The following is a 26,438-nucleotide window of genomic DNA, read 5'->3' as shown; positions in this document are numbered from 1 at the left end:
AACAATAACATGTGAGCCAAAGACTATGTTACCTATACGTAACACTACATTGCATTCTATATTTATTGTTATCTATATTTATATGCCGGTTTTTATATAATAATATGTTATATATTTATATTACTTGTATTCATAATAATTTTATTTAACACTTGACATTTTATAGCTGTATATTGTATAATCACACATATATGGTGAGTATTATCAAATAATTTATATCAGGAGGAACGGCAGATGCAAGGGAAAGAAGACCTGAAGTCAATAATAAAGCTCTTATGGGATGAGGCGTGGTCTAAGGGAAATCTTGATGTGCTTGATAAAATCATCGATGAACGTTGTGTGAACCATATATCCGGCTATCCCGACCTTCAGGGGACGGCTGGGTTAAGGCATTTTATAACTCAATTTCGCACTTCGTTTCCAGATATAATAATTACCGTCGAAGACCAGATAGAGGAAGATGGTAAAGTAGCCAACCGCTGGATAGCCAAAGGAACGCACAGGGGTGAGTTAAAGAGCATTCCATCCACCGGCAAGTTTATTACCGTTGTTGGAATTACAATTTATAGGTTTGAAAACTCCAAAGGCATAGAGGCATGGACTTCATGGGATGATGCTGGGTTGACCGAGCAATTAAAAAAATAGATAGGCATTTAAATGCTTATCTATTAAATGTGTTAATATGAAATGGATTACAGTTGGTGACTTGAAGCGATGGGCAGAGCGACGTGAAGCTCAGGGGTATTTACCTGAGCTTATTGAGCGCTTAATCTGCGCCTCTGTAAGAAACATAAGGCATTTATACTTCCCTGCTGGTGACAATATTGATTCTCATGGGTTTGATGGTGAGTTGAACCGGTTTGAAGATATACATGTGTTTGTTCCTGAAGGGGCATCCGTATGGGAAGTTTCTACAAATACAAATGCACAAGATAAGGCAGATAAGGATTTCGAGAAAAGAAAGAATTGTCCTTTACCAAATGGTTTTGTGCGAAATGAAACAACATATGTTCAAATATCGCTTCGGCATTGGGGAAAAAAGGGTGAATTTGAATCAAGGAGAAGTTTAGAAAAAATCTGGAAAAATGTCAAAGCATTAAATGCTATTGACCTTAAATCATGGATTGACGAATGTCCATCTGTAGCGTTGTGGCTTAGGGATTTAGGTGTTAGCAATTTTTCTTCGACAATTAATAGCATTGATGACGAATGGAAAGAATGGTGTAGTAAAAGTAAGCCTCAGTTAAATGAACACATGCTTTTAATTGAGCGTGAACAGGATAAGAAACAATTATTAAAAGGACTTTACCAGAATCAAAATATTATCAGAATTAAAGCAGATTCCTCAGAAGAGGCACTGGCATTTGTAGCTGCGGCAATCAGGTCTCTTAATAGTAATGATAATAAAGAAGAAAAAGGAAAATACTATTATTTATCTTCAAGAACAATCATAGAGCAATCGGGAAACTATGGACATAACGGGGGAATAATAGCCAGAGTTCTGTCTTCTCGTGCCTATGAAAAATATGGTGAACAATGGAAAAATGAATTATCGACTTATATGAATATAAACAACTGGAATACTGAAATGAAAGCAAATGCAGTCTTAAATTGGCCGGACAGTCTTGATACAGTTTCGTTTATAGAATCGCTAGGTAGTGATGTAGAATCATTATTTTGGTCAAAACATAATCCTTTATACCAAAAGGACTCCTCAAAGTTATGTTCGATTGTCATTGAAAAGCTTTTGAAAGCCGGAAGTTATAATGAAGCAATAAAGTCAATACTTTATTGCTCTTCTCAACTTGATTCGGACTTCATGATCAGAGTTCTCCATGAAATAGTAACAGAATCGAAGAATAAGAGCAACGTCTACCATATAAACGACAACTATGACATAATAAGAATATTTAAAGCCTTGAGACAGCGTAAAGATATTACCGATGATGATATAGCAAGACTTGAATATTTATATTTACCGTTTCTATTAACTGATTATTTTAATGACGATAAAAATGAACTTATACTTTTCAAAATACTTGCTTTAGAACCGTCTTTCTTTATTCATATAATTTGTAATGTATATAAGCCTTCCTCTGGAAAAGACGAAGAGATAGACAAGACCAGAATGCTGCACGCTAAGTATGGCAATAAATTGCTGCAAGCATGGAAAACCCCTCCAGGAAAAAGTGACGATGGTACATTTGACATTGAACATCTTAGCATGTGGATAAATGAAGTCAGGCGTCTTGCTAAAGAATATAACAGGGTAAAGATTACAGATATTCAACTTGGAAATATACTTTACTATTTACCATTTGACCCCGAAGATAAGGCCTGGCCGTTGAGAAATGCTCGTGATCTTATTGAGGCGTTGTTAAACGCTGAAATTGAGGATGGAATTTGTGCAGAAAACTATAATAGCAGGGGTGTTACAAGCTCACCCGTTGATGAAATTGGGGATCAAGAATTGCAATTGTCCAAACTTTGGGAAGAGCGAGCAAAAACAATTGGTGTTAAATACCCTCACATTCGTACATTACTTAATAAAATATCTAATAATTGGAATAACGAGGCAAAAGTGAGAAAAAGGTTGTTCGAGCAACACAGTCTTCATTATCGATAGTGTGACTCGACTTCACCAAAATCATTAAATGACACCTCTACCAACATAATGATAGAATGGCATATAGGCTTTAGTTACTGTTCAGTGTCAGCAGAGCGGAGGGTGATAATAAGATGACTTTCTCTTTGCCTTGTTACTCCCTAATTTTCGGTCAGATCAAAAGTCTATGCCCTGTGTATGTGTCATTTTTTACCCAAATCTTCTACCTCAGTTGCTTTGCAAAAAAACTTGCAGACATTTCAATTCCAGAAATGACATAATAAGCTGTATTGACAGAATGTTTAACAGAGGGTAGAATATCATTATGGATGCTCTTACACTTGAACTGGACTTAGATTTAACTGAAATAATCAATGGAGAGGAAGTTATGTCGCCAAGCCCTCACTCTAAACACCAGAAAATAACAAGAAAACTAAATAGACTGATAGACCGCCATGTTGAGGCCAATGGGTTAGGAGAGTTATTCTTCTCTCCTCTTGATGTAATTCTTGAGGCAGGGGTCAATCGGCTTCAGCCTGATATACTGTTTATCAGAAAAGACAATACGGCTATCATCAAGGATTGGATTAGAGGCGTCCCAGATATGGTTTGTGAGATTGTATCTCCTGGCAGCTATGATAAGGATGTTTCTGTTAAGAAGGCAATATATGAAAAATACGGGGTACCGGAGTACTGGATAGTCTTGCCGGACTTTAGAGCTATTGAAATATTATACATCGACAACTGTAAGTACATTAGACATTCATATGCAGAGATTGATGGTATGGTTACGTCTAAGGCCATCAAAGGGCTTCAAATCAATATCAACGATATTTTCGAAGATTAGTCATCCGTCAAGATGCAATGGTCTGCTCTTCATCATATACTTCCAGACACAGTTGGATCGCCTCTTTAACTCTTACCATCGGGGTGTCAAGGGATTTTGCCTGAGTATGGCACCCCTTAAGCGCTGGAACATCGGCAATGAAGTATCCCTCTTCATCCTGTTCTATTTCGTGAAAACCCCTCATTAAAATCTGTTTTATTATAACATTGTTACTCCAATAAGTCCTAACTTTCGGCCCCGTGCTGAAGGGTTTATACAGAGAATGAATACGAATACTCACGCCATAGACTCATTTTTTCTATCCCGTTGTCTATGAAATCCCATGGCAGGGGCTCGTCATATTGCTTTTGGCGAAATATGTATTCAGATGGGTCAACTCTGTGCAGCTCACAGGCCTTTCTCCAGTCAAGGCCGTCTGCCAGTGATTCTATTACCGGAGAGAGGCGCCTGTCTCCCATTGCCAATAACCCCTCTGTGTACGCGAACTTCAGTGCGTCGTGATTGACCTTTACGTTTTCTCTTTTCAGGCCATCTTTTAACTGCTTTAACCGCTTCGTGATAACCGCAGGCTGTTCCATCTTGTGCCACTGAAATGGCGTGAACGGCTTTGGCACAAACGCACTTACGCTTAACACTATGCGCCCTGCCCTATAAAACCCCCTGATTTCCCTGACCAGCGCTATCATCTCCTCTATATCTTCATCGGTCTCAGTTGGCAGCCCTATCATAAAATAGAGCCTCAGCATCGCAATCCCAGACATCAGCACAAGGCGCGATGTCTCAATTATGTCTTCATATGTTATCTTTTTATTTATCACCGCCCTCAGTCTCTTTGAACCGGCTTCGGGGGCAATCGACATGCTTTTCTTATTTCTTATCAGCGACGTTATCTCCGCAGCCCTCCTGCTTGCCCTCAGCGACGACAGTGAAAACTCTACCCCTTCAATACACAATAAATCCCCAATGTGTGGGTAATCAGTTAACGATGCCCCTACTACCCCTACCTTTTTTGTAATCCCTCTGACATGTTCTATCTCGTCACGCATCGAACTCAGCGACCTTGTCCTCGGCTTGCCATATATCCCACTGATAGCACAAAAACGGCACCTCCACGGACAGCCCCTCATCGCCTCCACAAGATACATCGACGAAAACTCCGTATCCGGCGTTAACAACTGCCCTGCCCTTTGCGGTGCGTCTATATCTTTCAGAAAACGCCTCTTTACACTCGCTGCTTGATCAGCCGGTATATACAGGCCCTCCACTGTTTTTAATGCCTCAAGGAGTTTTAATTTATTGCCTGATTCTCTACATAGATTCATTAACTCATCAAGAACTGCCTCCGCCTCCGCCGCGACCACTACGTCAAAAAACTCTGCAAGCGGCTCCGGATTCATAAACGCACACGGCCCGCCCATGATTAACACTGGATAACCAACCCCCCTGTCTCTGGCATAGACTGGTATTCCAGATGCCCTTAGTATCTTAACCACGTTTGGAAAGTCGTTCTCATATGATATGGAAAATGCCATTATGTCAAACTCTGAAGGCATTTTTTGGGATTCTACAGTGAATATTCGCCCCCGTGCGCCTGATTTCCACCCTGCCTCCGGTAAAAATGCCCGCTCGCAGACAACATCATCTCTTGAGTTTAACATACTGTAGACAATCCTGAACCCGAGGCTGGACATCCCAATTCTGTATGTGTTAGGATACGCCAAACATACGCGGGTCTTGCCGCCGTGGTCTTTGTAAACCGCGCCTGTTTCATTGTACTGATGTGGCTGGTGATGTGCGGGGCGCCGCTGTTTGGTGTTTTCTCTCATATGTGTGGCATAAATATTTGGCATCCTCTCTCTATGAGAGGAGGGTAGGCAGAGGACGTCATGGGGGGTAGTCCTCTGCCCTTCCTGGTGGAGAGACTGATAACTCTATTTATTCTGGTTTCTTCTGTTTTCTTATAAACGTCGGGATGTCCATATCGTCTTCATAATTAGCTATGAGTTCTGTGGTCGGGATTTTATCCTCTTTTGAGAAATCAAAGAGGGACTTTGATAGTATTCTGTCCGAACCCCTTGAGAAGGTGCGCTCTTTTTCCTGACTTTTCCACTTATTTAGTTCCGGGATTGAGATTTTGGACTCTTTCTTTTCCTCAAACCCTGTGGCTATAACTGTGACCTTTACCTCACCGCTTAGTGAGGGGTCTATGACAGCGCCGAAAATAATCTCTGCGTCATCATGGGCTGAATCAAAAACCAGCTCTGAGGCGCCCTGAACGGCATCCAACGTCAGGTCAGGACCTCCGGTTATATTAATCAGTATGCCTCTGGCGCCGTCAATCGATGTCTCTTCAAGCAGTGGATTGGATATAGCCTTTTTTGCCGCATCTATATGCCCCTGTTCGCCCTTGCCTCTTCCAATTCCCATTACCGCCTTGCCGGAGTACTGCATTATCGTCTTTACGTCTGCAAAGTCAAGATTAATAAGGCCAGGTAACAATATCAGGTCGGTTATGCCCTGCACTGCGTCTTTTAATACATCGTTGGCCACCTCAAAGGATTTTATCAGCGGTGTACCCTTTTCCACTACCATTGAAATCTTGTCATTTGGTATAACAATCGTTGTGTCAACGAACTGATTGAGTTCCTTGATGCCGAGGGTTGCGTTACTCAGGCGCTTTCTGCCTTCATAGAAAAACGGTTTTGTTACTACCGCCACTGTAAGCGCCCCAAGGTTCCTTGCTATCTCCGCGATGATAGGGGCAGCGCCCGTGCCTGTGCCACCACCCATGCCAGCTGTTATAAACACCATGTCAGCGCCGTCGAGTACTTCCTTTATTCTCTCGCTGTCCTCGAGGGCTGCCTCTCTGCCTACCTGCGGATTAGACCCCGCACCCAGACCCCTTGTTATCTTTTGGCCTATTTGCAATTTTATTTCGGCGTTTGATGAATTCAATACCTGTAAGTCCGTATTCACGGCTATGAACTCTACATTTTTCAACACCGCCGCTATCATATTGTTTATCGCATTTCCGCCCGCCCCGCCTACTCCTACTACCTTAATGTTGGCCTTTCCGTCATTTGACTCCACCAGTTCAAACATGCCTTATCCTCCTTTTGATTATTTATTAAAAAACTTTCCTACAAGGCCCTTAAACCACTTCGACATCGAATACTGCCCTGTCGTAAATGTGTCTGATGAACTGCCCTCGTAGTACCTCTTCCTCGTATATGAAACCAGCCCAACGGTCGTTGCATACATCGGCCCGCGAATCTTATCACCTATCCCTGACAACTGGCATGTGCCTATTCTCACTGGCAAATCCAATACGCTGGCTATCAATCCCTCCAGCCCCTTCAGCTCTGCCACTGCCCCCGTTAATACCACTGACCACGGCTGCCAGCTAAACCCCGGGATACCCAGTATCGCATCTTTTATCATACCCGTTAGCTCTTCACTCCTTGCCTTTATTATCTCTGTTATAAATGATTTCGATATCCGCCTCTCTTCCATGTCTGCCGTTACGGTTATCTCCTCACCAAAGTACTCATCAGGAAAGGTTGCCATGCCATACGCCTTCTTCAACCTCTCTGCCTCGGCAACCGGAAGCCTCAGCCCTACGGCTATATCATTCGTAAACTGGTTGCCGCCTATGTCTATTACCGCCGCACCCATAAATGCACCATTCTTAAATACCACTATATCTGTCGTGCCCCCGCCGATGTCTATCAGTATCGCCCCATAGTCCTTTTCATTTTCCCTGAGTACTGCCGCCGAAGACGCAAGGGGATTAAATACTATATCCGCAGCCTTCACACCGGCCATTTCACAGCACTTTATCACATTTTGTATCGTATTAGACGACCCTGCCACTACCTGTACGTTTACCTCAAGCCTCATTCCTTTCATCCCTACGGGATTATGTATCTGCCCTTCGCCATCAACGATATACTCTACGGGGATCATGTGCATGATCTCCTTGTCCAAAGGCACATATACTGTCCCGGCGGTCTCCATCACCTTGTCAACATCACGCTGTGTTATTGTATCGGTTGTCAGCGCTATGGCGCCTGTACTCTTAAAACTCTTTATCTGCCCGTCGGAAATTCCCGTACAGACCTCTTTTACCTCCACGCCGGAGATAGCACGCACCTTCTTCACCGCCTCTCTGATGGCGGCAGCGGCGCTTTCAATGTCAACGATAACCCCCTTCCTCACACCGACAGAAGGCACTATGCCCACACCTGTAACCTCCGTTGTGGTCTCAGTTACCCTGGCCACAACAGCAACTATCTTAGAGGTCCCTATGTCAAGCCCTGTTATATAGCTCCCTTCACCCATTTCATTTCCTTTTTTACCGGCTTTACTATCAGCCTGTTTGCAAATCTCAGGTCTATATACTCTATGGCTATATTCCTGCCCGCTATCTCATCTTTGAGCGAAAAATAACTCGCTAATTTCTTCTCATAATCACCAAACCCCATAAGTATCAGCAGACCATTCAATGTCAGCGATATGTCCTCGGGCCTCATGCCCGAAATCTCTATCGTTTTACCGCTTAGTTCGCCTGTCTTATTTATCACATTTACCAGCCTGACCGCCTCTGTGTACGCCCTCTTATGCTTCTCCTCTATGTTTATTACCGGTATGCCGGGCATGGGTTTTTCTATTGCGTCGAGTTTTACCCCTGAGTCATCTATCAAATACATCGCTCGTCCATCGTTTAACATGGCCGCCGGGGACTTCTCTGTTACCCTCACCAGTATTGACGACGGCAGTTCCTTTCTTACATATGATGTCTTTATCCACGGCGATGCCTCAAGTCTCCTAGCCACTATCTCAGTGTTCACTGATAGTATATTTTTTCCCTTTACATCCATCAGATCAAATATCTCACTGTCTTTTAAGTGGCTGTTTCCCTCGACCCCATATTTGTCTACTTTGAAAAACTCAGCACTCAGCGTGTAATGCCCCATAAATATCACAAATCCCATCACCGCTAAAACGCTTATGACAATGCCAATGACACGTGCGTTTATCACTTTAGGGCGTTTATACGCCGCTGCCTCTTTCTTTGCCTTTTTCATATCGCTGCAGTCATAACCTGTGTATTTTTTCTTAGTATTGCATCTGTTAACATATCCTCAAGCAATTCAAGGAATGACACACCGGCAGCCTCTGCTATCTTTGGCAGCAACGATGTCTCTGTCATCCCGGGCACTGTGTTTACCTCAAGGACATATACTTCATTGTCATCTGAGAGTATCGTATCCACCCTTGCTGCCCCCTTACAACCCAGACAATCATACGCCTTTACGGACATCTCCACGATTTTATCGTATGTCTTCAGACTTACCTCAGGCGGCAGTATGTAGTCTGTCATGCCGCTGGTATATTTAGACTTATAATCGTAAAACTCCCCGGAGGGCCTTATCTCAACACCACCCAGCACCCTGCCGTTTACTATGCCTATCTGAATTTCCTTTCCCTTTATAAATTTCTCAACGATTGCCTGATTCCCATAGATAAAGGCCTCCCTTAGTGCCCTGACATAGTCAGCCTCGCCTTTCACTATGCTTACACCCACGCTTGAGCCTTCCTGAGCTGGTTTGATTATCCAGGGGAAATCAACGGCCAGTCTCTTCTGCCCGCACATCGCTGCTATGCTGAGTTGTGCCCCTTTAAACTCAACTATCTCAAATGGCGGCACGCTGAGTCCGGCCCTCTCGAACAGGTACTTACACATCACCTTATCCATAGCCAGGGCAGAGGCAAGCACCCCAGACCCCGTGTAGGCCATCCCCATAACTTCAAGCATCCCCTGAATCGAACCGTTTTCACCCCAGCCGCCGTGCAATGCAGTAAGCACCACATCCGGCTCCAGCGATGTAAGTTTCAGCGCAACCTCCAAATCTGCATCTATCAGCCACACATCATAACCACCGGCCTTCAGTGTGTTAAACACCGCCATGCCGCTCTTAAGTGATATCTCCCTCTCCGACGACAACCCCCCGGCCAATACCGCGATCTTTTTTTCGCTTAATTCTTCTTTCATATCATATCCCCGATTATTCTTATTTCTGGAGACAGTTCAACATCAAACTTTGCCCTTACCATCGACCCTACCCGCTCCATCAGGGAAAGGTAATCGGCAGCCGTACCGCCCCCACGGTTAATGAAAAAATTCGCGTGTACCATGCTCACTTCTATCCCACCCTGGGTTAAGCCCTTACACCCGGCGTGTTCTATCAATGCCCCCGCATATCCATTTAGTGGATTTTTAAACACACACCCTGCCGAGTGAAATGACAGCGGCTGTGTCTGTCTTTTTTTAATTAAACACTCATGGGATTTAGCGGCTATTGTGGCTGAATCCCCTATGGGCAGCCTCATATCGACACTCACAATGACTGTATTTTCTGCAATGCCCGACTTCCTGTATGAAAAGTTCAGTCCATCGGCACGTCCATCCCCTTTTCTCAGCACCCTGAACTGACCGTCCATGCTGACAATAGTCACAGCAATAACGGCATCCTTTATCTCAGAGCCAAAGGAACCGGCGTTTCCAAATACCGCGCCACCCAGCGTCCCTGGTATCCCTGCAAGACCTTCTATGCCCTGCCCTGATTCCTTCTCGGCAGCCAGCACTACCTGTGCAAGGGACACCCCCGCACCAGCGCGTATAAATAAACCCTTGTCTGTCACCTGCGTCTCAATTGTCCTAAACCCCTTTGTGCTGACTACAACGCCGTCAAATCCACCATCACCAAACAGTATGTTGCTGCCCCCGCCTAAGACCAAAAAGGGAACTCCCTGCGCGTGTGCCCGCTTCATAAACTGCGTCAGTGAGGCCAAACCCTCCGGCTGGAAATACACCGCAGCGCTGCCGCCTATTTGCAGCGATGTGTGTTCGCTCATAGGCTCATTATAGGAGACCCGACCCGAAAGGCCGGACATCAGGTCTGCCGTCAGTGTTACTGTCTCAGCGCTGATCATTAACCTGCCCCCCGCTGTTTAACAAGTTCCTCTCCTAGTTTCCATATATCCCCGGCCCCAAACGTGACCAGTACATCACCATCCTGAAGCGCCTGGCCTATTTTTGTCCTGGCCGCTTCCTGGGCTTCACAATAGACCACATCTACACCATTTTTTCTGACCTTTGCAGCCAATACCTCAGACGATATGCCGTCTATCGGAGGCTCTCCGGCAGAATAAATATCCAGCAGATAGAGCTTGGAAACACCTGAAAATGAAGCAGCAAAGTTGTCCATCAAATCGCGCGTCCTTGTGTATCTGTGCGGCTGAAATGCCACAATAAGACGATTTGAGACATGATCCTTTATTCCCCCTATGGTTGCCTCTATCTCCGTCGGGTGATGACCGTAGTCGTCATAGACCTTTATGCCGTCAAACGCGCCCTTAAACTCCATCCTGCGTTTTATACCGGAAAATTCCCCCAAAGAGGCGGCAGTGCTGTCTACTTCTACGCCAAGTGATTCAGCAGCGGCTATAGCGGCAAGCGAATTTAACACATTATGGGTGCCTGCCAGACGTATCTCAAACCTTTTTATAAACTGACCTTCTTTGTAAAGGTCAAAACTTGTACGCATAAAGCCATAATCAATATTTTTAGCCGTATACTGCGCGCCGCTGTCAAGTCCATATGTTACATATCTTCTGTTGACCCTTGGAAGGATTTCCCTTATATTGGGGTCGTCTGTACATACAATGCCAACACCGTAAAATGGTACCTTATTAAGGAAATCAACAAACGCGCCCTTAAGCCTTTCCATCGTTGAAAAATAATCCATGTGCTCTCTGTCTATATTCGTGCATACTGCTACCGTTGGGTTGAGTTTAAGGAAAGAGCCATCACTCTCGTCAGCCTCAGCAACCAGATAATCCCCCCTGCCTACCCTCGAGTTACTGTTTGATTCGTTTAATTTGCCGCCAAGTACGACAGTAGGGTCAAATGCCCCTGCTCCCATCAGTATAGTTGCAATCAACGACGAGGTAGTTGTCTTGCCATGTGAGCCGGCAACCAACACGGTATACTTAAGTCTGCCAAGCTCGGCAAGCATCTCAGCCCGTGGAATAACGGGGATGGCACGGCGTTTGGCCTCTTCTACTTCAGGATTGCCCGTGCTGACCGCCGATGTTATTACAACTACATGTGCGTTGCCGATGTTCTCAGCCTTATGACCAATCATAACAGTTATGCCGGAGTTCCTCAGTTTTTCCACCATTGAGGAATCTTTAATGTCCGAGCCTTTGACCTCATAGCCAAGGTCATTGAGTACCTGCGCTATGCCGCTCATCCCTATGCCGCCAATGCCTACGAAATGAATTACTCTGTAACGGTTAAACATTCTCTATTAAACTCCCTATTTAGGCAAAGGGACCGGAAACCCTTCGCGATATGATTGTTTTTTATTTTTTAACAGCATAATAGATATGTTGGCAACCTTTTTAGCGGCGTCCGGCTTGCCGAATGTCATGCAGTCACGGCTAAGCTTTGAGCGCAGGCTGTCATCATTAAAAAGCCTTTGGATATACTCTGCGAGGACCTTTCCGGTTAACTCACCCTCTTTTATCATCATGGCTGCACCGCTTACGGCAAGCCTTGATGCGTTTACCTCCTGATGTGCAGATGCGGCATATGGGTACGGTACCAGCACTGAGGGTATCCCTATGGCCGTTATCTCGGCAAGTGTTGTTGCCCCTGCCCGCGATATTATCATGTCACACGAGGCATATGCCTCTGGCATCTTGTATATAAACGGCGCTACTGTGCCGCTCATCCCATACCTTAAGTAGGCCGCCTTGACGTACTCAAAATCCTTCTCACCGGTCTGATGCAGGAACTGTAACCTGTCCTTGAGGTGCGTGAGCTGCTCAAGGGAATCTACCACTATCTTGTTCAGGCTTGACGCCCCCATTGACCCGCCAAAGATAAATACCGTAAAGCGCCCTTCCTTCAGGGAAAACATCTTCTTGCCCTCGGTTTTATCAGCCTTAAGAATCTTTTCTCTTACAGGGTTGCCAGTCAGTATGGTCTTATTTTTTGGAAAATACGATAGTGAATTCTCATAGGTTATACAAACCTTTTTTGCAAACTTGGCGAGAATCCTGTTGGCCTGCCCCGGCACTGAGTTCTGCTCCTGGATTACGGTGGGAATGCCTAAGAGCATGGCCGCAAATACAGGAATAAACGAGGCGTATCCACCAGTGCCAATAACAACATTAGGCCGAAGCCCCCTGAGAAACGCGTATGCCTTAAAAAATGCCATTATAAACTTAAACAGGGCAACTGTCTTCTTCCTTAGTGAGACCCCCACGAAGCCGTCTGTCTTTAACAGCTTTACGTAGTAATTCTCACTGGGCAATATCCTTGCCTCGATACCCTTTTCCGCGCCCATGAAGATAATTTCCACGTCATGTAACTGTTTTTTTATCTCCTCGGCAATCGCAATCCCAGGGTACAGGTGTCCGCCCGTACCACCCCCTGCTATAACAACCGTTGCCTTTGACAACCTTTTATCACTGGTTCTATTTTGCATATGTAAATATCCTTCCCTTTCTCCGGTTTACTTTATAATCTGCCTCTTCTTTTGTAATTACAGGGGATTCATGCCTGACGATTACCTCTCCTTCCGAAAGATTCAGAAGTATACCTATTGCAGCAGCATTTAAAACCATCGACGACCCTCCATAACTTATAAACGGCAGCGGCAGTCCCTTTGTCGGCAGTAATCCTGAGACCACTGCCATGTTTATCACCGCCTGTATGGATATTAAAAGCGTTATTCCAGCCGCCGTGTACATATAAAAACCACCCTTTAATCTGTTGACGATGAAAATACCTCTGAGAAACACGATGAAAAATAACAACACTACAAACGCTGCCCCTATAAGCCCTGTCTCCTCACCTACGATTGCAAATATGAAGTCTGTCTTGGCCTCTGGCAGAAAGAACAGTTTTTGTGTGCTTTTGCCTATTCCAACGCCGTCAAGCCCGCCATTGCCAAGCGCTACAAACGACTGTATCAACTGAAAACCACTCCTTTTCTCATCCGCCCATGGGTTTAAAAACACAAGGACGCGTTTTAACCTGTATGGCTCCATTATCAGTTTCACTACTACAGGTATCAATACTACACCTAACGACAAGATATACTTAATCCTCACCCCTGCCAAAAACAGCAGCGCAAATGTTATCACCCCGACTATCGCTGCTGAGCCGAAATCAGGCTGTAAGAGCAGCATAGCCTGAAGCACCAGCATCAGCCCTACCGGCTTTGCAAATGCCTTTACGCTGTCAGGGACAAACGACCCTCCCGATAAGTACTTTGCCATATATAGTACCAGTGAGAGCTTTACCAGTTCAGAGGGCTGAAACGTTATGCCTAAGACCCTTATCCAGCGCCTTGCCCCGTTTACAGTAGCCCCGATACCAGGTATCTTGACTGCTAACAACAGCAGAATAGACAGAATCAACAGCGGCAGCGCCATCTTCTTTAACGATTCAGAGTTCATCTTATACATAACTGACATCAGGACAAAGCCTAAGATAATCGAGGCAAGGTGTTTCTTCAGATACCTCAAATCAGTAAGCGACGCAGCCGCAGCCTCAGTCCTTGACGGCGCCACCACAGACGTAGCGCTGTAGACCATGAACACACCGACAAGGATAAGACACAAGACCGATACAAATAGTATTGTGTCGAACTGTCCCTTTTCCTGAATTACAGGATTTGTAATTTCTTCCACTGTCTCCTAATTTCCTGCAATAGCTACGTCCATGACAGTTCTGTCGCCCGGCAGACGCAAGACCGCCTCTTTGAATATCGCGCCTCGTTCCTCAAAATCTCTGAACATATCGAAACTTGCACAAGCAGGTGACAGCAGCACTATGTCTCCGTACCCCGCTATCTCCTTTGACTTTGTAACAGCGTCCTGCATCGATGAGGCCATGTGAACTTCTGTAATGGATTTTACGGCCTCCTTAATCTTCCCTGCCGCCTCGCCTATTAATACAACTGCCTTTACCTTTTCCTTTATTAAATCCTTGAGCGGTGAGAAGTCCCCGGCCTTGTCCCTGCCGCCGGCTATCAGCACTATAGACTCCTCAAAGCCCTCCAGGGATTTCACCACTGACCAGATATTCGTCCCCTTTGAGTCATTAAAGTACTTCACACCGTCAACCTCTTCCACAAACTCAAGCCTGTGCTCCAGCCCCTTGAATGTCGTCAGCGTTGAGTATATGTCCGCCACAGAACAACCACTGACAAGCGCCATCAGCGATGCAGCCATTGCGTTTTCTATGTTGTGCAGCCCCTTAATTTTGAAATTATTCGTATGAAACACCGGAATCTCATGTACGACAAGCTCCGGGCACAGCACCTCAAGCTCCGGAATGTTAAAGGTTATGATGCCCTTAGCGTAGTATGCACCTCTGACCTGTTTTTTCCTGCTGAAGTAGAGGATCTCTGGTCCCATTGGTTTTACCTTTTCTACAATTTTTGGAGTCAGCGGGTCATCTGCATTGAGTACAAGGAAATTCATCTGGTCCTGGTTCTGGAATATCCTGCATTTTGCCTCGAGGTACTCGTCCATTGTATTGTGCCTGTCCAAGTGGTCCGGGGTCACGTTTAATATCGCCGCCACTTTTGGTTTAAACTTCTCTGCCGATTCAAGCTGAAAACTCGACACCTCGGTAACAATATACTCAGGACTTACGAACTCGCGGGGACGCTCAAAATCCTTTACCAGCTTATTTATCTCCTCAGTCAGGGCCTTTCCTATGTTACCGCCGATAATGGCGTTAAATCCGCTGTGAATCAATATCTCGTACAGGAGTGTTGTGGTTGTCGATTTGCCGTTTGTTCCGGTAATCGCCATAAACCCGGCGGCTCCGGTTTTTCTCAACTCCTCGAGCACCTGATATGCCAGTTCCAACTCTCCAACTATTCTAATGCCCTTCTGACGCGCCCTCTCAAGGATTGGGATTGTGAGCGGTACACCGGGGCTTGGCACTACGGTGTCAGCAGTGTCTATGATTTCCTCATTGTGATGGCCTAATTTAATTGTGACAGAGGGGTCTAGCTGCGCAATATACTTGGCAAGCTCATCAGCGCCTTTTACGTCCATAACTGTTACCGCTGCCCCAAGCCTCACAAGCAGGTTAGCCGCACCTACTCCGCTCCTTGCCAACCCCACCACGACTACATGTTTGCCCTTGTAATTTTTATACATTTCCATGTTTATCCACCTATGCTCTGGGTATTATCTGATGATGTCGCCAACACTACTTGAAAGACATTGGAATTGGAGCTTCTTACAGATGTGCAGTTCTTTTGCTTGCCGCCCTTGTAAGCAGTACGGCACGGGGCGGGTTTCTTTGCAGCTTGTTTAGATTTCTCCGATTTCACATTATGAGCTTGTGCCTTAGATTTCTTTGCCTTAGATTTCTTTGCCATGTCATTGTTGGCATCGTCGCCCTGAGTATCCTGAGCCATGTCCAGGGCTGCAATGTTATCTGTGCGGCTTCCTTTTCCGGTCTTGTGCCTCTTTGATTTGTGCTTTTTGCCTTTGCCTGTGCGGTTCGTTTTTGCAATTTTCACTACCTTTTCATCGGCTACGGTGCTGTAGTAGATAACAGGTTTAGAGTTTGACTCCGAAATGTCATGCCCCTTAGATAGTACAAACTTTGCATCCCTCCAAAGGTCAGACCTTCTGCCGTCTCCTAGCAGGGCTGCAACCAGTGTATTGTCGCCCTTTTCTGCTGCAAAGGCCAGACAGTGCCTCGCCGCATTTGTAAACCCTGTCTTGCCGCCAACAAGGTCATCATCACTCCACAGGAGCTTGTTCGTGTTCGACAAAATAAATGTCCTTCCATCCAGAGAACTGACCGTCTTTGTCTTTGTGTTTATCGTCTCTTTTATGAGGCAGTAGTCCAGAGACCTCCTCATTATATCTGCCAGGTCGTATGCCGTTATATACTGCCCTTCGCCTGGAAGTCCGTGTGAGTTTATAAATCTCGTATCAGTTGCCCCGATACTCCTTGCCTTTGCATTCATTAATGCAACGAAATCTTTCTCATCACCCGACACTGCCTCGGCAAACGCCACCGCCGCACCATTTACAGACCTCATCAGAAGCAGGCTTAACAGGTCTTTTACATAAAACCTCTCACCCTCACGCAGGGCCAAATTCGGTGAGTGCAGCCTTGCAGCATTGTCCGTTATGGTTACTACATCGTGTGGCTTCATATGGTCAAGCACCACCATAGCGGTCACCAGCTTTGTTGTGCTGGCAGGGGGCTGCTTGAATGTCGGGTTTTTTGCGTACAGCACCTTATCCCCATCCATAATGACAGCAGACCGTGCGCCTATTTCCCTGCTTGACGGCTCATAAGCAAACGTATTAACCGATAATAACACAGTACACATTACAACTGATAAGAATACATACGGCCTGAACCTTGATAAATAATGCCCTTTCATTATCGTCACCTCAATTTAATAGTTGCCAAGCTTAGCAATGCAAGCATAATACCCACAATCCAAAATCTTATCACAGTCTTTGGCTCCGGCCAGCCCTTCAGCTCAAAGTGATGATGTATTGGGGCCATCTTAAAAATCCTCTTCCCTGTCAATTTAAATGACGCTACCTGTAAAATAACTGACAGTGTCTCTACTACAAAAAGACCGCCTACAACAAGCAATACTATCTCATGTCTCGTTATTGTTGCCAGCGTGCCAAGTGCCCCGCCAAGCCCTAAAGAACCTACATCTCCCATAAAAACCTCTGCCGGATAAGTATTGTACCACAAAAAACCTAGTGCCGCTCCCAGCATCGCTCCACAAAATACGGTCAACTCGCCAATGCCAGTTATATATATTACTTGCAAGTATTGTGCCAGCCCAGCGTGCCCAGATATATACACCAGCAGCCCCGTTGCAAACACCGCTATCCCTACCAATCCTATCGCCAGCCCGTCTATGCCGTCTGTCAGGTTTACCGCATTTGCAGACCCAGCCACTACTACGGCAGTAAATGGGATATAAAATACCCCCAGGTCGAACAGCCATTTCTTAAAAAACGGTATTATCAGCATTGTCCTGTATGGGTCTGATGAGTCAAAATACTGAATCAGGCCAATGGTCAGAGCTACTATAATTTGAAGGCCGAACTTGTACTTACCCCTCAGCCCTTTAGGATTACGCTTTGAGACCTTCAGATAGTCGTCTAAAAACCCTATTGCCCCAAAACAAAACGTTGACACAATCATTATCCAGACATATTTATTCGCAAGATTTCCCCATAAAAGCACTGAAACCAGTATGGATATGATTATGAGAATGCCGCCCATTGTAGGCGTACCGGCCTTGGAGAAATGCGTCTTTGGGCCGTCGTCTCTGATTTGCTGCGTCTTGCCTATGCGCTTAAGAAAGCGTATTGTCTCAGGGGCAAGCAGAAAGGTTATCGCCATTGCCGTGATAACGGCTATAGCAGTACGAAATGTTATGTACCTGAATACATTCAGCGGCGAAATGACATCTCTAAGGCTGTATAATAGATAATATAACATAGTGTATTACTCCAGTACCCTCTCCATTTTTAGTCCACGTGAGCCTTTAATCAGCACCGTGTCATTGGCAATTAATTGTTTTAGTATACGCCCGGCCTCAACCGAATCAGCGGCATGTACTGCGGCGCCTTGCACAGGCGCCCCGCGCGAATCAATAAACTCATCCAGGGCAGTTCTCATCATACTGCCAACGGCTATGAATACATCAACCGGCTGCGACGCCATCCATCTGCCCAGTTCCCTGTGATACCGCTCAGAATACTCCCCAAGCTCAAGCATATCCCCAAGCACTGCAATCTTGCGGCCCCTGTCCAGTCTAACCAGTTCTTTTACTGCATTTGTCACAGAGGCTGGATTGGCGTTGTAAAAATCACAGATTATCATAGAGCCGTTAATCTCTCTAAACTCAAGCCTCATCGCCACACCCCCGAAATCAGACAGGGCCTGGCGTATGTCTTGTCCCTCTACACCCATCAGAAACCCTGCCGCTGCCGCTGCAAGTGCGTTGTAGAGATTGTGTCTGCCGCCGCTTTTGATGCTTACCTGCAGCTCCTCACCATTGGGAAGCATTAAAGCCGTGTTCAGCGCCGGGCCGACTCCATCAACAAAACGCCCTGTAAGCGCCGCTTTATTTTCAACACCGAAGCTGATGATTTCCCTTTGCAGTGTCTTATTTCTTACACCTTTCATAAGAAACTCATCGTCTGCATTAACTATGATGGTCTTGGCATAGTCCATGATTTCAAGTTTAGCTGTGCGCACACCTTCAACGCTGCCAAAACCCTCAAGATGTCCGGGGCCGATATTTGTCACGATTCCATAGTCCGGGGCAGCGATTTCACAAAGTTCGGCAATGTCGCCCGCCTTGCTTGCCCCCATCTCAAGGACTGCCGCAGCCTCATTATCAAGCCTGAGCAGCGTAAGCGGAAGTCCAATGTGATTGTTAAGATTCCCTTCTGTTTTAAGAACAGAATATTTTTTAGCGATTACTGCCGCTGTCATCTCCTTTGTAGTTGTCTTGCCATTTGTGCCTGTAATAGAAACAACCGGTATATGACGAATCTGTCTGACATAGGCGGCCAGACGCTGCAACGCCCTTAGTGTGTCATCTACCATGATAAGGACAAACTCATCTGAGGGACACTCTACCGCACGTGAGATAACTGCCCCGGCACCAACGCGCGACACGGCATCAATAAAGTTATGGGCATCGTAGTTATCCCCCGAAAGTGCAAAAAACAGGTCACCGGCCCTAATCGTCCTTGAATCAGTCGATACACCCGTAAAACAAGCCCCCAGTATATCACGGGAACTCACTGTCCTGCCATTAACAGCCCTAAGCACCGTATCAAGGTTTAACTGTATCACCGGGGTGCCTCCGCCGGACGGTCAGAATGTTTAAGCCTTTTCAGGATAAACTTCTCGGCCAGCTCCCTGTCGTCAAACGGGTGTCTGACACCCTTGATATCCTGATAGTTTTCATGCCCCTTACCGGCAATCAGCACCACATCACCTGGGGCAGCCATATTGACGGCCATTTTTATGGCGTTCTTCCTGTCCGGCTCAACAGCATAGCTGCTGCCTTCAATACCCTCAAGGATTTGTCTTATAATATCACCGGGTTCTTCGTACCTGGGGTTGTCCGATGTAACAATTGTGTAATCGCTGAGTGTTGAGGCAATCCGCCCCATTATTGGGCGCTTTCCCGTATCACGGTTGCCGCCGCAGCCAAACACGGTTATTATCCTCCCCGAACTGAGCTTCTTCATGCTGTCTATGACATTATGAAGGGCGTCGTCAGTGTGCGCATAATCGACTATTACAGAGAAATCCTGTCCACAGTCTACCGGCTCAAACCGCCCGCGTACACTCTTGAGCTTCGATATGCCGCTGATGATTGCTTCATAGGGAATCCCAAGCGCTGTTGAGGCTGAAAATGCCGCAAGTATGTTGTATATATTTACATATCCACGCAGGTTTGAAACGATATTAAACTCTGTCCCTGCGTATGAGATATCAAAATCCAGTCCATTGGCAAAGCGTTTTATATTCACAGCCCTGACATCTGCGCGGCTGTCCATGCCGTATGAAATTACCTCTGGCAACATCTCTTTTATAAGTTCCTGGCCAAACTCATCGTCTGCATTTATGACAGATATGCCGCCGGGCTTCAACAACTCATTGAATAGTCTCTTTTTAGAGTTGAAATAATCGTTCATATCCTTGTGATAGTCAAGGTGGTCTCGCGTAAGATTCGTAAACACTACGACATCGAATTCTGCCGCATCAACCCTGTACTGGGCGAGGGCGTGGGAGGATATCTCACTTACGGCATATTCACAGCCCTGTTCAAGCATTATATTCAGGTACATTTGAAACTCCGGGGCCTCCGGTGTTGTGTGATGGGCACTGTAGACGGTATCGCCGACAAGATACTGAATTGTTCCAATCATGCCTGATTTCTTTCCATACGCTGTGAGGATTGAGCGCATCAGGTAGCATGTCGAGGTCTTTCCGTTAGTGCCCGTAACTCCGGTGAGCCTGAGTTCTTTAGATGGGTCGCCGTAGTATCTTGCAGCAATGTATGCAAGCGCCCTGCGGACGTTGTCAACCCTGACAAGTAAAATGTCCTTACTGCTAAAGGCATCAACATCGATTTCGTCTTCATAGATAACCGAGTGCGCACCTTTTTTTATTGCCTCTTTGATGTATGCGTGACCGTCAGAGTGCTGTCCTTTTACTGCGAAAAACATCGTCCCCTTCTCTATCCTTCTGGAGTCATAGGAGATACCCTCTGCGCTTTTGTTTAGGTTGCCATTTATCTCCCTGACACCAATTTTGTCCAGTATTTTAGCAATATTCATCAATCATTCCTTTCTTTTTCCCCGGCTGTTTAGTTGTGAGGCTTTTTACCGGTGGATGCGTTTTCGACAACCAAAGTGGTGTTTTTTAGTTTTTCTTCTTTCGGCACGTTCAAATAAGTAAGCGCCTTTGTAGCGATGTTCTTAAATACAGGGGCAGCAACAATACCGCCATAAATCGCGCCACGAGGTTTCCACACAACGACAATCATAGAAAATACGGGCTTATCGACAGGCACAAAGCCAACAAATGAACTGATAAAGTCGGTGTGTGAGTATCTGCCCTGCGCCCTGTCAAATATCTGAGCTGTACCTGTTTTACCGGCTACGAGGTTGCCTTCGACGCGCGCAAATGTTGCAGTACCACCTTCCTGCGTAACCATTGTGAAGGCGTTTTTGAGTATGTCTATTGTCTTTTTCGAGATCACCTGTTCAGTTCCATCGTATTTTTTACTGATAGGATGGGCCTTGCCGTCTGTGTCCGTAATTTCCTTTACGACAGATGGAGATACCTTATAGCCGCCGTTGGCAACAATTGAATACGCAGTCAGTACCTGAAGCGGTGTAGCGGCAACCTCCTGTCCTATTGGGATAGCCCCAATTGAAACACCGGACCAGCGCTCAGGATTTCTCAGGCGCCCGGGTATCTCACCGGGTAAGTCTATGCCTGTCCTTTCACCAAAGCCGAACTTCTTGATATAACCGTGAAGCCTTTGTTTGCCCAGACGCTGTGCCAGCTTTATCGTCCCCACGTTGGAAGACTTTTGTATAACCTCCATGAATGTCAGAACGCCGTGCGGGTGCGCGTCCTTTATCCTCTTACCGCCGACCTCTATCGCACCGCCGAGGCAGTCAATCCTGTCATCCGGCTTAACAAGGTTCTCCTCTAATACCCCTGCTGCTGTCACTATCTTAAATGTTGAGCCTGGTTCATAGAAGTCCGTAATAGCGCGGTTTCGCCTTGACGCCGGGCCATACTTACCGGGGAAATTAGGGTCAAACGTTGGGCGGTTTGAAAGGGCAAGTATCTCACCCGTATATGGGTCCATCATTATGGCAGTTGCAGCAGAAGCCCGCCACTTTTCCATCGCATCGTCGAGTTCTTTTTCCACGATGTACTGAAGCCCCTGGTCCAGTGTCAGCGTCAGGGTATTTCCTGTCCTCTCGTTTTCGTTCGTATTATAAAACATGTTGCCGCGGGCGTCTCTCTCAACAAAATACTTGCCGCCCAAATCTACAAGCTCTTTGTCATAGACGGCCTCTACACCCTCAAGACCCTTGTTGTCTATGTTTACAAACCCTAGTACATGCGCGGCCATGTACCCAAGCGAATAGTGACGCTTCGGCTCGGCCATTAAGCCGATTCCGCTTAATCTCATCTCCTGAAGCTTATCAGTCTCTTCAATAGGGATTTTACGTTTAAGCCATACAAAGTTCTTCTTTCCCCTGACCTGTGTCAACAGCTCATTGAAACTAACGCCAATGATGTCTGAGACCTCCTGCAGCCTCTTGTCGCTTTCATTATAGTTGGTCTTGTCCAGATAGACAGAGTTATTCTCAAGATTTACGGCAAGCCTCCTGCCAAGCCTGTCGAGTATTATACCACGGCGCACCTGCACATCTACCTCTGCCATGCGCTGGTTTTCAGACTTTTTCACAAACTTATCATGTTTCAAAACCATGATGTCGAAAAGCCGTGCTAGTAACACAAAAAAACCGACAAAGATTAACCCATAAATAAAAATAAATCGTCTGTTCATTTCCACCTCGCCCCTTATTCTGGGGCGCGGCTAGCCCTACCCCCGTAGGTTATAGCCGCTCTTTAACGTAGATTACCCTATTCCTGTCTGGAAACTCAAATCCCATCTTCTTTATAGCAACACTATCAACGGAATTAAGAGACAGGAGATTCTCCTTCTGTGCCATAAGATTTCTTTGTTTCTTAAGGAGTTCGTACTGTTTTTGCTGCATGTTGCCAAGCTTATACTCAAGTGACTTAATAGATGACCTCAGCCACAGCGTGTAAAACACACTGACCACTATCAACACCGCGCCAAGGACCAACAAAACGTTACTCATTATCGAACATCTCTTTTCACAAATCATAACCTTTGTCCTCCTCTGAGTTTAGCGCTCCTTGCTGCAGGGTTCTTTTGACGTGCCTCCAGCGCTGATGGCGTGATTGGTTTCACAGTCAAGAGATTAAAGGTACCCTTTGCCTTTTCATTTTTAAAAAAACTCTTCACACACCTGTCCTCAAGCGAATGATACGAGATTACGCATAAACGCCCGCCTGCCCTCAGCGCTGCTTCCGATGCCTCAAGCGCACCCTGCAAGGCAGTTAACTCACCGTTTACGTATATTCTGAGCGCCTGAAAGGTCTTCGTCGCAGGATGGCTCTTTCCGCGCCCTCCGTATTGCCTTTCAACAAGTGCCGCCAGGTCGCGGCATGTATCTATGGAAGTGCGCTTTCTGTCGCTGACGATTGCCTTTGCGATTTTAGCGCTGCGTGACTCTTCCCCATACTCCCTTAATATCTCTTCAATCTTTTCTATCTTATAACGGTTCACCACTTCCCATGCCGTTAGTGACGCCCTTGTGTCCATCCGCATGTCAAGCCGACTCTCTGAGTTAAAACTAAACCCCCTGTCCATTGTCTTTACCTGAGCCATCGACATCCCCAGGTCAAGCAAAATACCGTCTATGGCAGCATACCCGCAGTCCTTTATAATATGACCTAAGTGCGAAAAATCTTCTCTCACATAGCACACACGGCTGTCCTGAAGCCTCTTAGCGGCATAACTCAGCGCGTCACCGTCCTTATCGACACCTATGAGCCTGCCATTGTCTCCAAGCCTCTTTAATATCTCAGCGGCATGACCGCCCAACCCCAGCGTGCCGTCCATGTATACCCCTTCACTTTGCACGTTTAACATCTCCATTACCTCTTCCACCATTACCGGACAATGAAGCGGTTTCAACTCTTCCAATTGTTTTTCCATCTATATCCAATCTGCCAGCTCCTCTTCATAACCAGCCACAACGGAGTCATCAATGTCCATATACTTTTCGACCCACAAGTTCCTGTCCCAGACCTCCAGCCTGTCCGTAGCCCCTGCGATTATTATCTCACCGTTGAGGGAAATACCTGCATCCTCACGAAGAGCGGGCGGCACAAGCAGTCGTCCCTGCTTGTCTATCTCACATTCAAACGCTGAACTTACCACCTTTCTGATAAAGAACTTTACCGATTCCTTTGCCTTAGGCATTTCTTTTACCTTTGTCATCAAGGCCTTCCACTCTGCATCTGGAAATATATTAAGACACTTGTCCCTGACTGCACAGGTTACGTAAATCTTCGGGCCGTAGCTCTTCTTAAAAATATCCCTGAAAGAGGCTGGCACTATAACCCTGCCCTTGTCATCTGCCCGTAAATTGTATCTTCCTATAAATCCAACTGACTCCAAGCAATCATCCCTCCACTTACTACCACAAAATACCACATTTTCACATTTAAGTCAATAAAAAACTTTCCAAAGTGAAAAATATATTTACTCAGACACCAAAAACAGAGAATAGCCTGTGAAAACCGGCATAAACAGGGGCACTTTTTAACAATTGTTATAATACCTCTTGACAATCATGAATTATTTGATATACCCTAATTCTAAGGGCAGGTGCATTGTCACGCAGGAAAACAGCAGCTGCCATATCTAAATGAACCGTAATTATGAGGACTGATAACCAAATTATAAGGAGGATTAAATCATGGGTATTGGGCATTTAACCAAAAGAATACTATCTATCGTGATATTGTTAATAGCTGTCTTTTGCGTCAGTCCCTACGCGTCCGCCGGTATATCCGCAGGTGGATGGCACAACGCTGGGGTAAAAAGCAATGGTACTCTGTGGACATGGGGCTATGGCGGTCAAGGCCGTTTAGGAGATAATGCAACAAATACATATCTCAACATACCGGGACAGATTGGTATAGCTATAAATTGGTCATCCGCAGTAGCAGGGTATTATCACACAGCAGGGATAAAAAAAGACGGCACGCTCTGGACATGGGGTTATAATGCCTACGGTGAAATAGGTAACGGCACAGTCACTAATCAACTCTCACCAGCTCAGATAGGGACTTCTACATGGACCGCTATAGCGGCAGGCTTATATCACACACTAGGGATAAGAAGCGACGGTACGCTTTGGGCATGGGGTAGTAATTCCTACGGTGGTTTAGGTGACGGCACATATGTCGCTAAATACGTACCTACTCAGATTGGGACAGATACAAATTGGGTAGCAGTAACTGCTGGTTATGAGTTTTCATTGGGGATAAAAAGCGACGGCACGCTCTGGGCTTGGGGCTATAACGGCTACGGTCAATTAGGTAACGGCACTATTACCAATCAATACTCACCTGTTCAGATTGGAACAGATGCATGGACTTCTATATCCACCGGTATATATCACACAGCAGGGATAAAGAAAGACGGTACTCTCTGGGCCTGGGGTTATAATGCCTATGGTGAAATAGGTAACGGCACAGTCACTAATCAATACTCGCCGGTTCAGATTGGAACTTCTATGTGGTCAAACATATCCGCTGGCGGGTATCACACTTTAGGGATAAAAAAAGACGGCACTCTCTGGGCTTGGGGTAATAACACCTACGGTCAATTAGGTAACGGCACAGTCACTACTCAATACTCGCCGGTTCAGATTGGAACTTCTGCGGGGTGGTCAAACATATCCGCAGGCGGGTATCATACTTTAGGGGTACAAAGCAACGGCACGCTCTGGGCCTGGGGTTATAATAACAACGGTCAATTAGGCGATGCTACGCTCACAGATAAATATACACCAACTCAAATAGCAGGATGGCTAACTGCGGGAACAGCTCTAACCTCATCCCTGAATCCCTCTACCTATGGCACATCCGTAACCTTTACCGCAACAGTTACCGGTATCTCACCCACAGGCACTGTTACCTTTATGGACGGCACGACCACGCTTGCCACAGTTACGCTTAACTCAAGCGCGCTAGCCACCTATACAACATCGGTACTGTCCGTAGGCACACATTCAATAACGGCAGTATATAGCGGAGATGCCCTAAATCAGGCTTCCACATCGGCAGCCCTTGTTCAAACGGTAACAAACAGCGCCACACAAACAGCGACCTTTACAATCACCGGCAGTGGTTCTGTTTTGGTATATGATGACAGCTTTGCACTTCAGACAACCCTAACGCAGACCGGCAGTGTCACCGTGCCTTATGGTTCGGTAAGACTGTTCTACTTTCTGCCTGCAACAGGCAGTGTACTTTCACAGATTTCGGTTGATGGAAGGTCTATGACACCGGTTAGTGTTATCAGGGCTTACATGGTTCAAAATTACGCACTCAGCGTAGTTTACTCCCCATAAAAGGGATTATACTCAATACTGTCCGGTATAGAAATTGCTTGGCGGAATAATACGCGGCAATGAGGGATATCGAGATTTTAATGTAACCTAACGGGTGATGTC

23 protein-coding genes are annotated in these 26,438 nt (G+C 46.1%); 4 read left to right on the top strand and 19 right to left on the bottom strand.

The genetic code is table 11. From position 1 onward, the window contains the following. Nucleotides 1–234 precede the first annotated feature (234 nt). The 3 genes from ASN18_RS06030 to ASN18_RS06020 all read left to right on the top strand — a co-directional run bounded on the left by ASN18_RS06030 (nucleotide 235) and on the right by ASN18_RS06020 (nucleotide 3,452). Nucleotides 235–645 carry an ester cyclase gene (locus tag ASN18_RS06030; RefSeq protein WP_085051850.1) on the top strand — a complete coding sequence of 137 codons (411 nt, stop codon included), beginning with the start codon at nucleotides 235–237 and terminating at the stop codon, nucleotides 643–645. A 37-nt stretch (nucleotides 646–682) separates the two neighbouring features. Then, complete coding sequence (locus tag ASN18_RS06025) at nucleotides 683–2,626, top strand: hypothetical protein (protein ID WP_085051849.1); 1,944 nt, start codon at nucleotides 683–685, stop codon at nucleotides 2,624–2,626. 304 nt (nucleotides 2,627–2,930) lie between these two features. Further along, the gene (locus tag ASN18_RS06020) at nucleotides 2,931–3,452 is read left to right on the top strand and encodes a Uma2 family endonuclease (RefSeq protein WP_085051848.1); all 522 of its coding nucleotides are present in this window, start codon (nucleotides 2,931–2,933) and stop codon (nucleotides 3,450–3,452) included. A gap of 7 nt (nucleotides 3,453–3,459) precedes the next feature. On the opposite strand, the gene ASN18_RS06015 is transcribed toward ASN18_RS06020, so the two are convergent. From ASN18_RS06015 to mraZ, 19 genes are all read right to left on the bottom strand, one after another. Then, on the bottom strand, nucleotides 3,460–3,636 hold the full coding sequence (locus ASN18_RS06015) for a type II toxin-antitoxin system HicB family antitoxin (RefSeq protein ID WP_085051847.1): 177 nt from the start codon (nucleotides 3,634–3,636) through the stop codon (nucleotides 3,460–3,462). A gap of 67 nt (nucleotides 3,637–3,703) precedes the next feature. Then, complete coding sequence (locus ASN18_RS06010; RefSeq protein ID WP_085051846.1) at nucleotides 3,704–5,302, bottom strand: radical SAM protein; 1,599 nt, start codon at nucleotides 5,300–5,302, stop codon at nucleotides 3,704–3,706. Between the two features lie 85 nt (nucleotides 5,303–5,387). Then, nucleotides 5,388–6,554 carry a cell division protein FtsZ gene (gene ftsZ, locus ASN18_RS06005; RefSeq protein WP_085051845.1) on the bottom strand — a complete coding sequence of 389 codons (1,167 nt, stop codon included), beginning with the start codon at nucleotides 6,552–6,554 and terminating at the stop codon, nucleotides 5,388–5,390. Between the two features lie 18 nt (nucleotides 6,555–6,572). Next, nucleotides 6,573–7,793 carry a cell division protein FtsA gene (gene ftsA, locus ASN18_RS06000; RefSeq protein ID WP_085051844.1) on the bottom strand — a complete coding sequence of 407 codons (1,221 nt, stop codon included), beginning with the start codon at nucleotides 7,791–7,793 and terminating at the stop codon, nucleotides 6,573–6,575. Then, the gene (locus tag ASN18_RS05995) at nucleotides 7,772–8,539 is read right to left on the bottom strand and encodes a cell division protein FtsQ/DivIB (RefSeq protein ID WP_085051843.1); all 768 of its coding nucleotides are present in this window, start codon (nucleotides 8,537–8,539) and stop codon (nucleotides 7,772–7,774) included. Before ASN18_RS05995 ends, ftsA begins: the two co-directional genes overlap by 22 nt. Beyond that, the gene (locus ASN18_RS05990; protein WP_085051842.1) at nucleotides 8,536–9,507 is read right to left on the bottom strand and encodes a D-alanine--D-alanine ligase; all 972 of its coding nucleotides are present in this window, start codon (nucleotides 9,505–9,507) and stop codon (nucleotides 8,536–8,538) included. The genes ASN18_RS05995 and ASN18_RS05990 overlap by 4 nt, the downstream gene beginning before the upstream one ends. Then, a complete protein-coding gene (murB, locus tag ASN18_RS05985; RefSeq protein ID WP_085051841.1) occupies nucleotides 9,504–10,448 on the bottom strand; it encodes a UDP-N-acetylmuramate dehydrogenase in 945 nt (314 codons plus the stop codon). The genes ASN18_RS05990 and murB overlap by 4 nt, the downstream gene beginning before the upstream one ends. Next, nucleotides 10,448–11,821: a UDP-N-acetylmuramate--L-alanine ligase gene (murC, locus tag ASN18_RS05980; protein WP_085051840.1), complete on the bottom strand. Its 1,374-nt coding sequence runs from the start codon at nucleotides 11,819–11,821 to the stop codon at nucleotides 10,448–10,450. Before murC ends, murB begins: the two co-directional genes overlap by 1 nt. A 15-nt stretch (nucleotides 11,822–11,836) precedes the next feature. Continuing rightward, a complete protein-coding gene (gene murG / locus ASN18_RS05975; RefSeq protein ID WP_085051839.1) occupies nucleotides 11,837–13,012 on the bottom strand; it encodes an undecaprenyldiphospho-muramoylpentapeptide beta-N-acetylglucosaminyltransferase in 1,176 nt (391 codons plus the stop codon). Further along, the gene (ftsW, locus tag ASN18_RS05970) at nucleotides 13,002–14,222 is read right to left on the bottom strand and encodes a putative lipid II flippase FtsW (RefSeq protein WP_085051838.1); all 1,221 of its coding nucleotides are present in this window, start codon (nucleotides 14,220–14,222) and stop codon (nucleotides 13,002–13,004) included. Before ftsW ends, murG begins: the two co-directional genes overlap by 11 nt. A 6-nt stretch (nucleotides 14,223–14,228) precedes the next feature. Then, nucleotides 14,229–15,713 (bottom strand): UDP-N-acetylmuramoyl-L-alanine--D-glutamate ligase, encoded by a 1,485-nt coding sequence (gene murD / locus ASN18_RS05965; protein WP_085051837.1) that lies wholly within the window; start codon nucleotides 15,711–15,713, stop codon nucleotides 14,229–14,231. A 2-nt stretch (nucleotides 15,714–15,715) separates the two neighbouring features. Then, on the bottom strand, nucleotides 15,716–16,957 hold the full coding sequence (locus tag ASN18_RS05960; RefSeq protein ID WP_085051836.1) for a D-alanyl-D-alanine carboxypeptidase family protein: 1,242 nt from the start codon (nucleotides 16,955–16,957) through the stop codon (nucleotides 15,716–15,718). Nucleotides 16,958–16,962: 5 nt separating this feature from the next. Beyond that, nucleotides 16,963–18,045, bottom strand: coding sequence for a phospho-N-acetylmuramoyl-pentapeptide-transferase (mraY, locus tag ASN18_RS05955; RefSeq protein ID WP_085051835.1), 1,083 nt, complete (start codon nucleotides 18,043–18,045; stop codon nucleotides 16,963–16,965). Nucleotides 18,046–18,051: 6 nt separating this feature from the next. Then, a complete protein-coding gene (locus ASN18_RS05950) occupies nucleotides 18,052–19,413 on the bottom strand; it encodes a UDP-N-acetylmuramoyl-tripeptide--D-alanyl-D-alanine ligase (RefSeq protein ID WP_085051834.1) in 1,362 nt (453 codons plus the stop codon). Further along, on the bottom strand, nucleotides 19,410–20,909 hold the full coding sequence (locus tag ASN18_RS05945; protein WP_085051833.1) for a UDP-N-acetylmuramoyl-L-alanyl-D-glutamate--2,6-diaminopimelate ligase: 1,500 nt from the start codon (nucleotides 20,907–20,909) through the stop codon (nucleotides 19,410–19,412). The genes ASN18_RS05950 and ASN18_RS05945 overlap by 4 nt, the downstream gene beginning before the upstream one ends. Nucleotides 20,910–20,938: 29 nt before the next feature. Beyond that, nucleotides 20,939–22,666 (bottom strand): peptidoglycan D,D-transpeptidase FtsI family protein, encoded by a 1,728-nt coding sequence (locus ASN18_RS05940; RefSeq protein ID WP_085051832.1) that lies wholly within the window; start codon nucleotides 22,664–22,666, stop codon nucleotides 20,939–20,941. 49 nt (nucleotides 22,667–22,715) lie between these two features. After that, entirely contained in the window at nucleotides 22,716–23,012 is a 297-nt protein-coding gene (locus ASN18_RS05935; protein ID WP_085051831.1) for an FtsB/FtsL family cell division protein, read from the bottom strand. Continuing rightward, nucleotides 23,009–23,908 (bottom strand): 16S rRNA (cytosine(1402)-N(4))-methyltransferase RsmH, encoded by a 900-nt coding sequence (gene rsmH, locus ASN18_RS05930; RefSeq protein WP_085051830.1) that lies wholly within the window; start codon nucleotides 23,906–23,908, stop codon nucleotides 23,009–23,011. Before rsmH ends, ASN18_RS05935 begins: the two co-directional genes overlap by 4 nt. Next, nucleotides 23,909–24,373, bottom strand: a complete 465-nt coding sequence (gene mraZ, locus ASN18_RS05925) for a division/cell wall cluster transcriptional repressor MraZ (protein WP_236861558.1) — start codon at nucleotides 24,371–24,373, stop codon at nucleotides 23,909–23,911. A gap of 301 nt (nucleotides 24,374–24,674) precedes the next feature. Between mraZ and ASN18_RS05920 the strand changes: the two genes are divergently transcribed. Then, nucleotides 24,675–26,336 (top strand): Ig-like domain repeat protein, encoded by a 1,662-nt coding sequence (locus ASN18_RS05920; RefSeq protein ID WP_085051828.1) that lies wholly within the window; start codon nucleotides 24,675–24,677, stop codon nucleotides 26,334–26,336. The last annotated feature ends 102 nt before the right edge of the window (nucleotides 26,337–26,438 follow it).

Origin of the sequence: Candidatus Magnetominusculus xianensis (assembly GCA_001541255.1) — a bacterium.
GTDB classification, from domain to species: domain Bacteria; phylum Nitrospirota; class Thermodesulfovibrionia; order Thermodesulfovibrionales; family Magnetobacteriaceae; genus Magnetominusculus; species Magnetominusculus xianensis.
The sequence above is the reverse complement of the archived record's forward strand: the minus strand, read 5'-3'. Positions and strand labels throughout refer to the sequence as shown.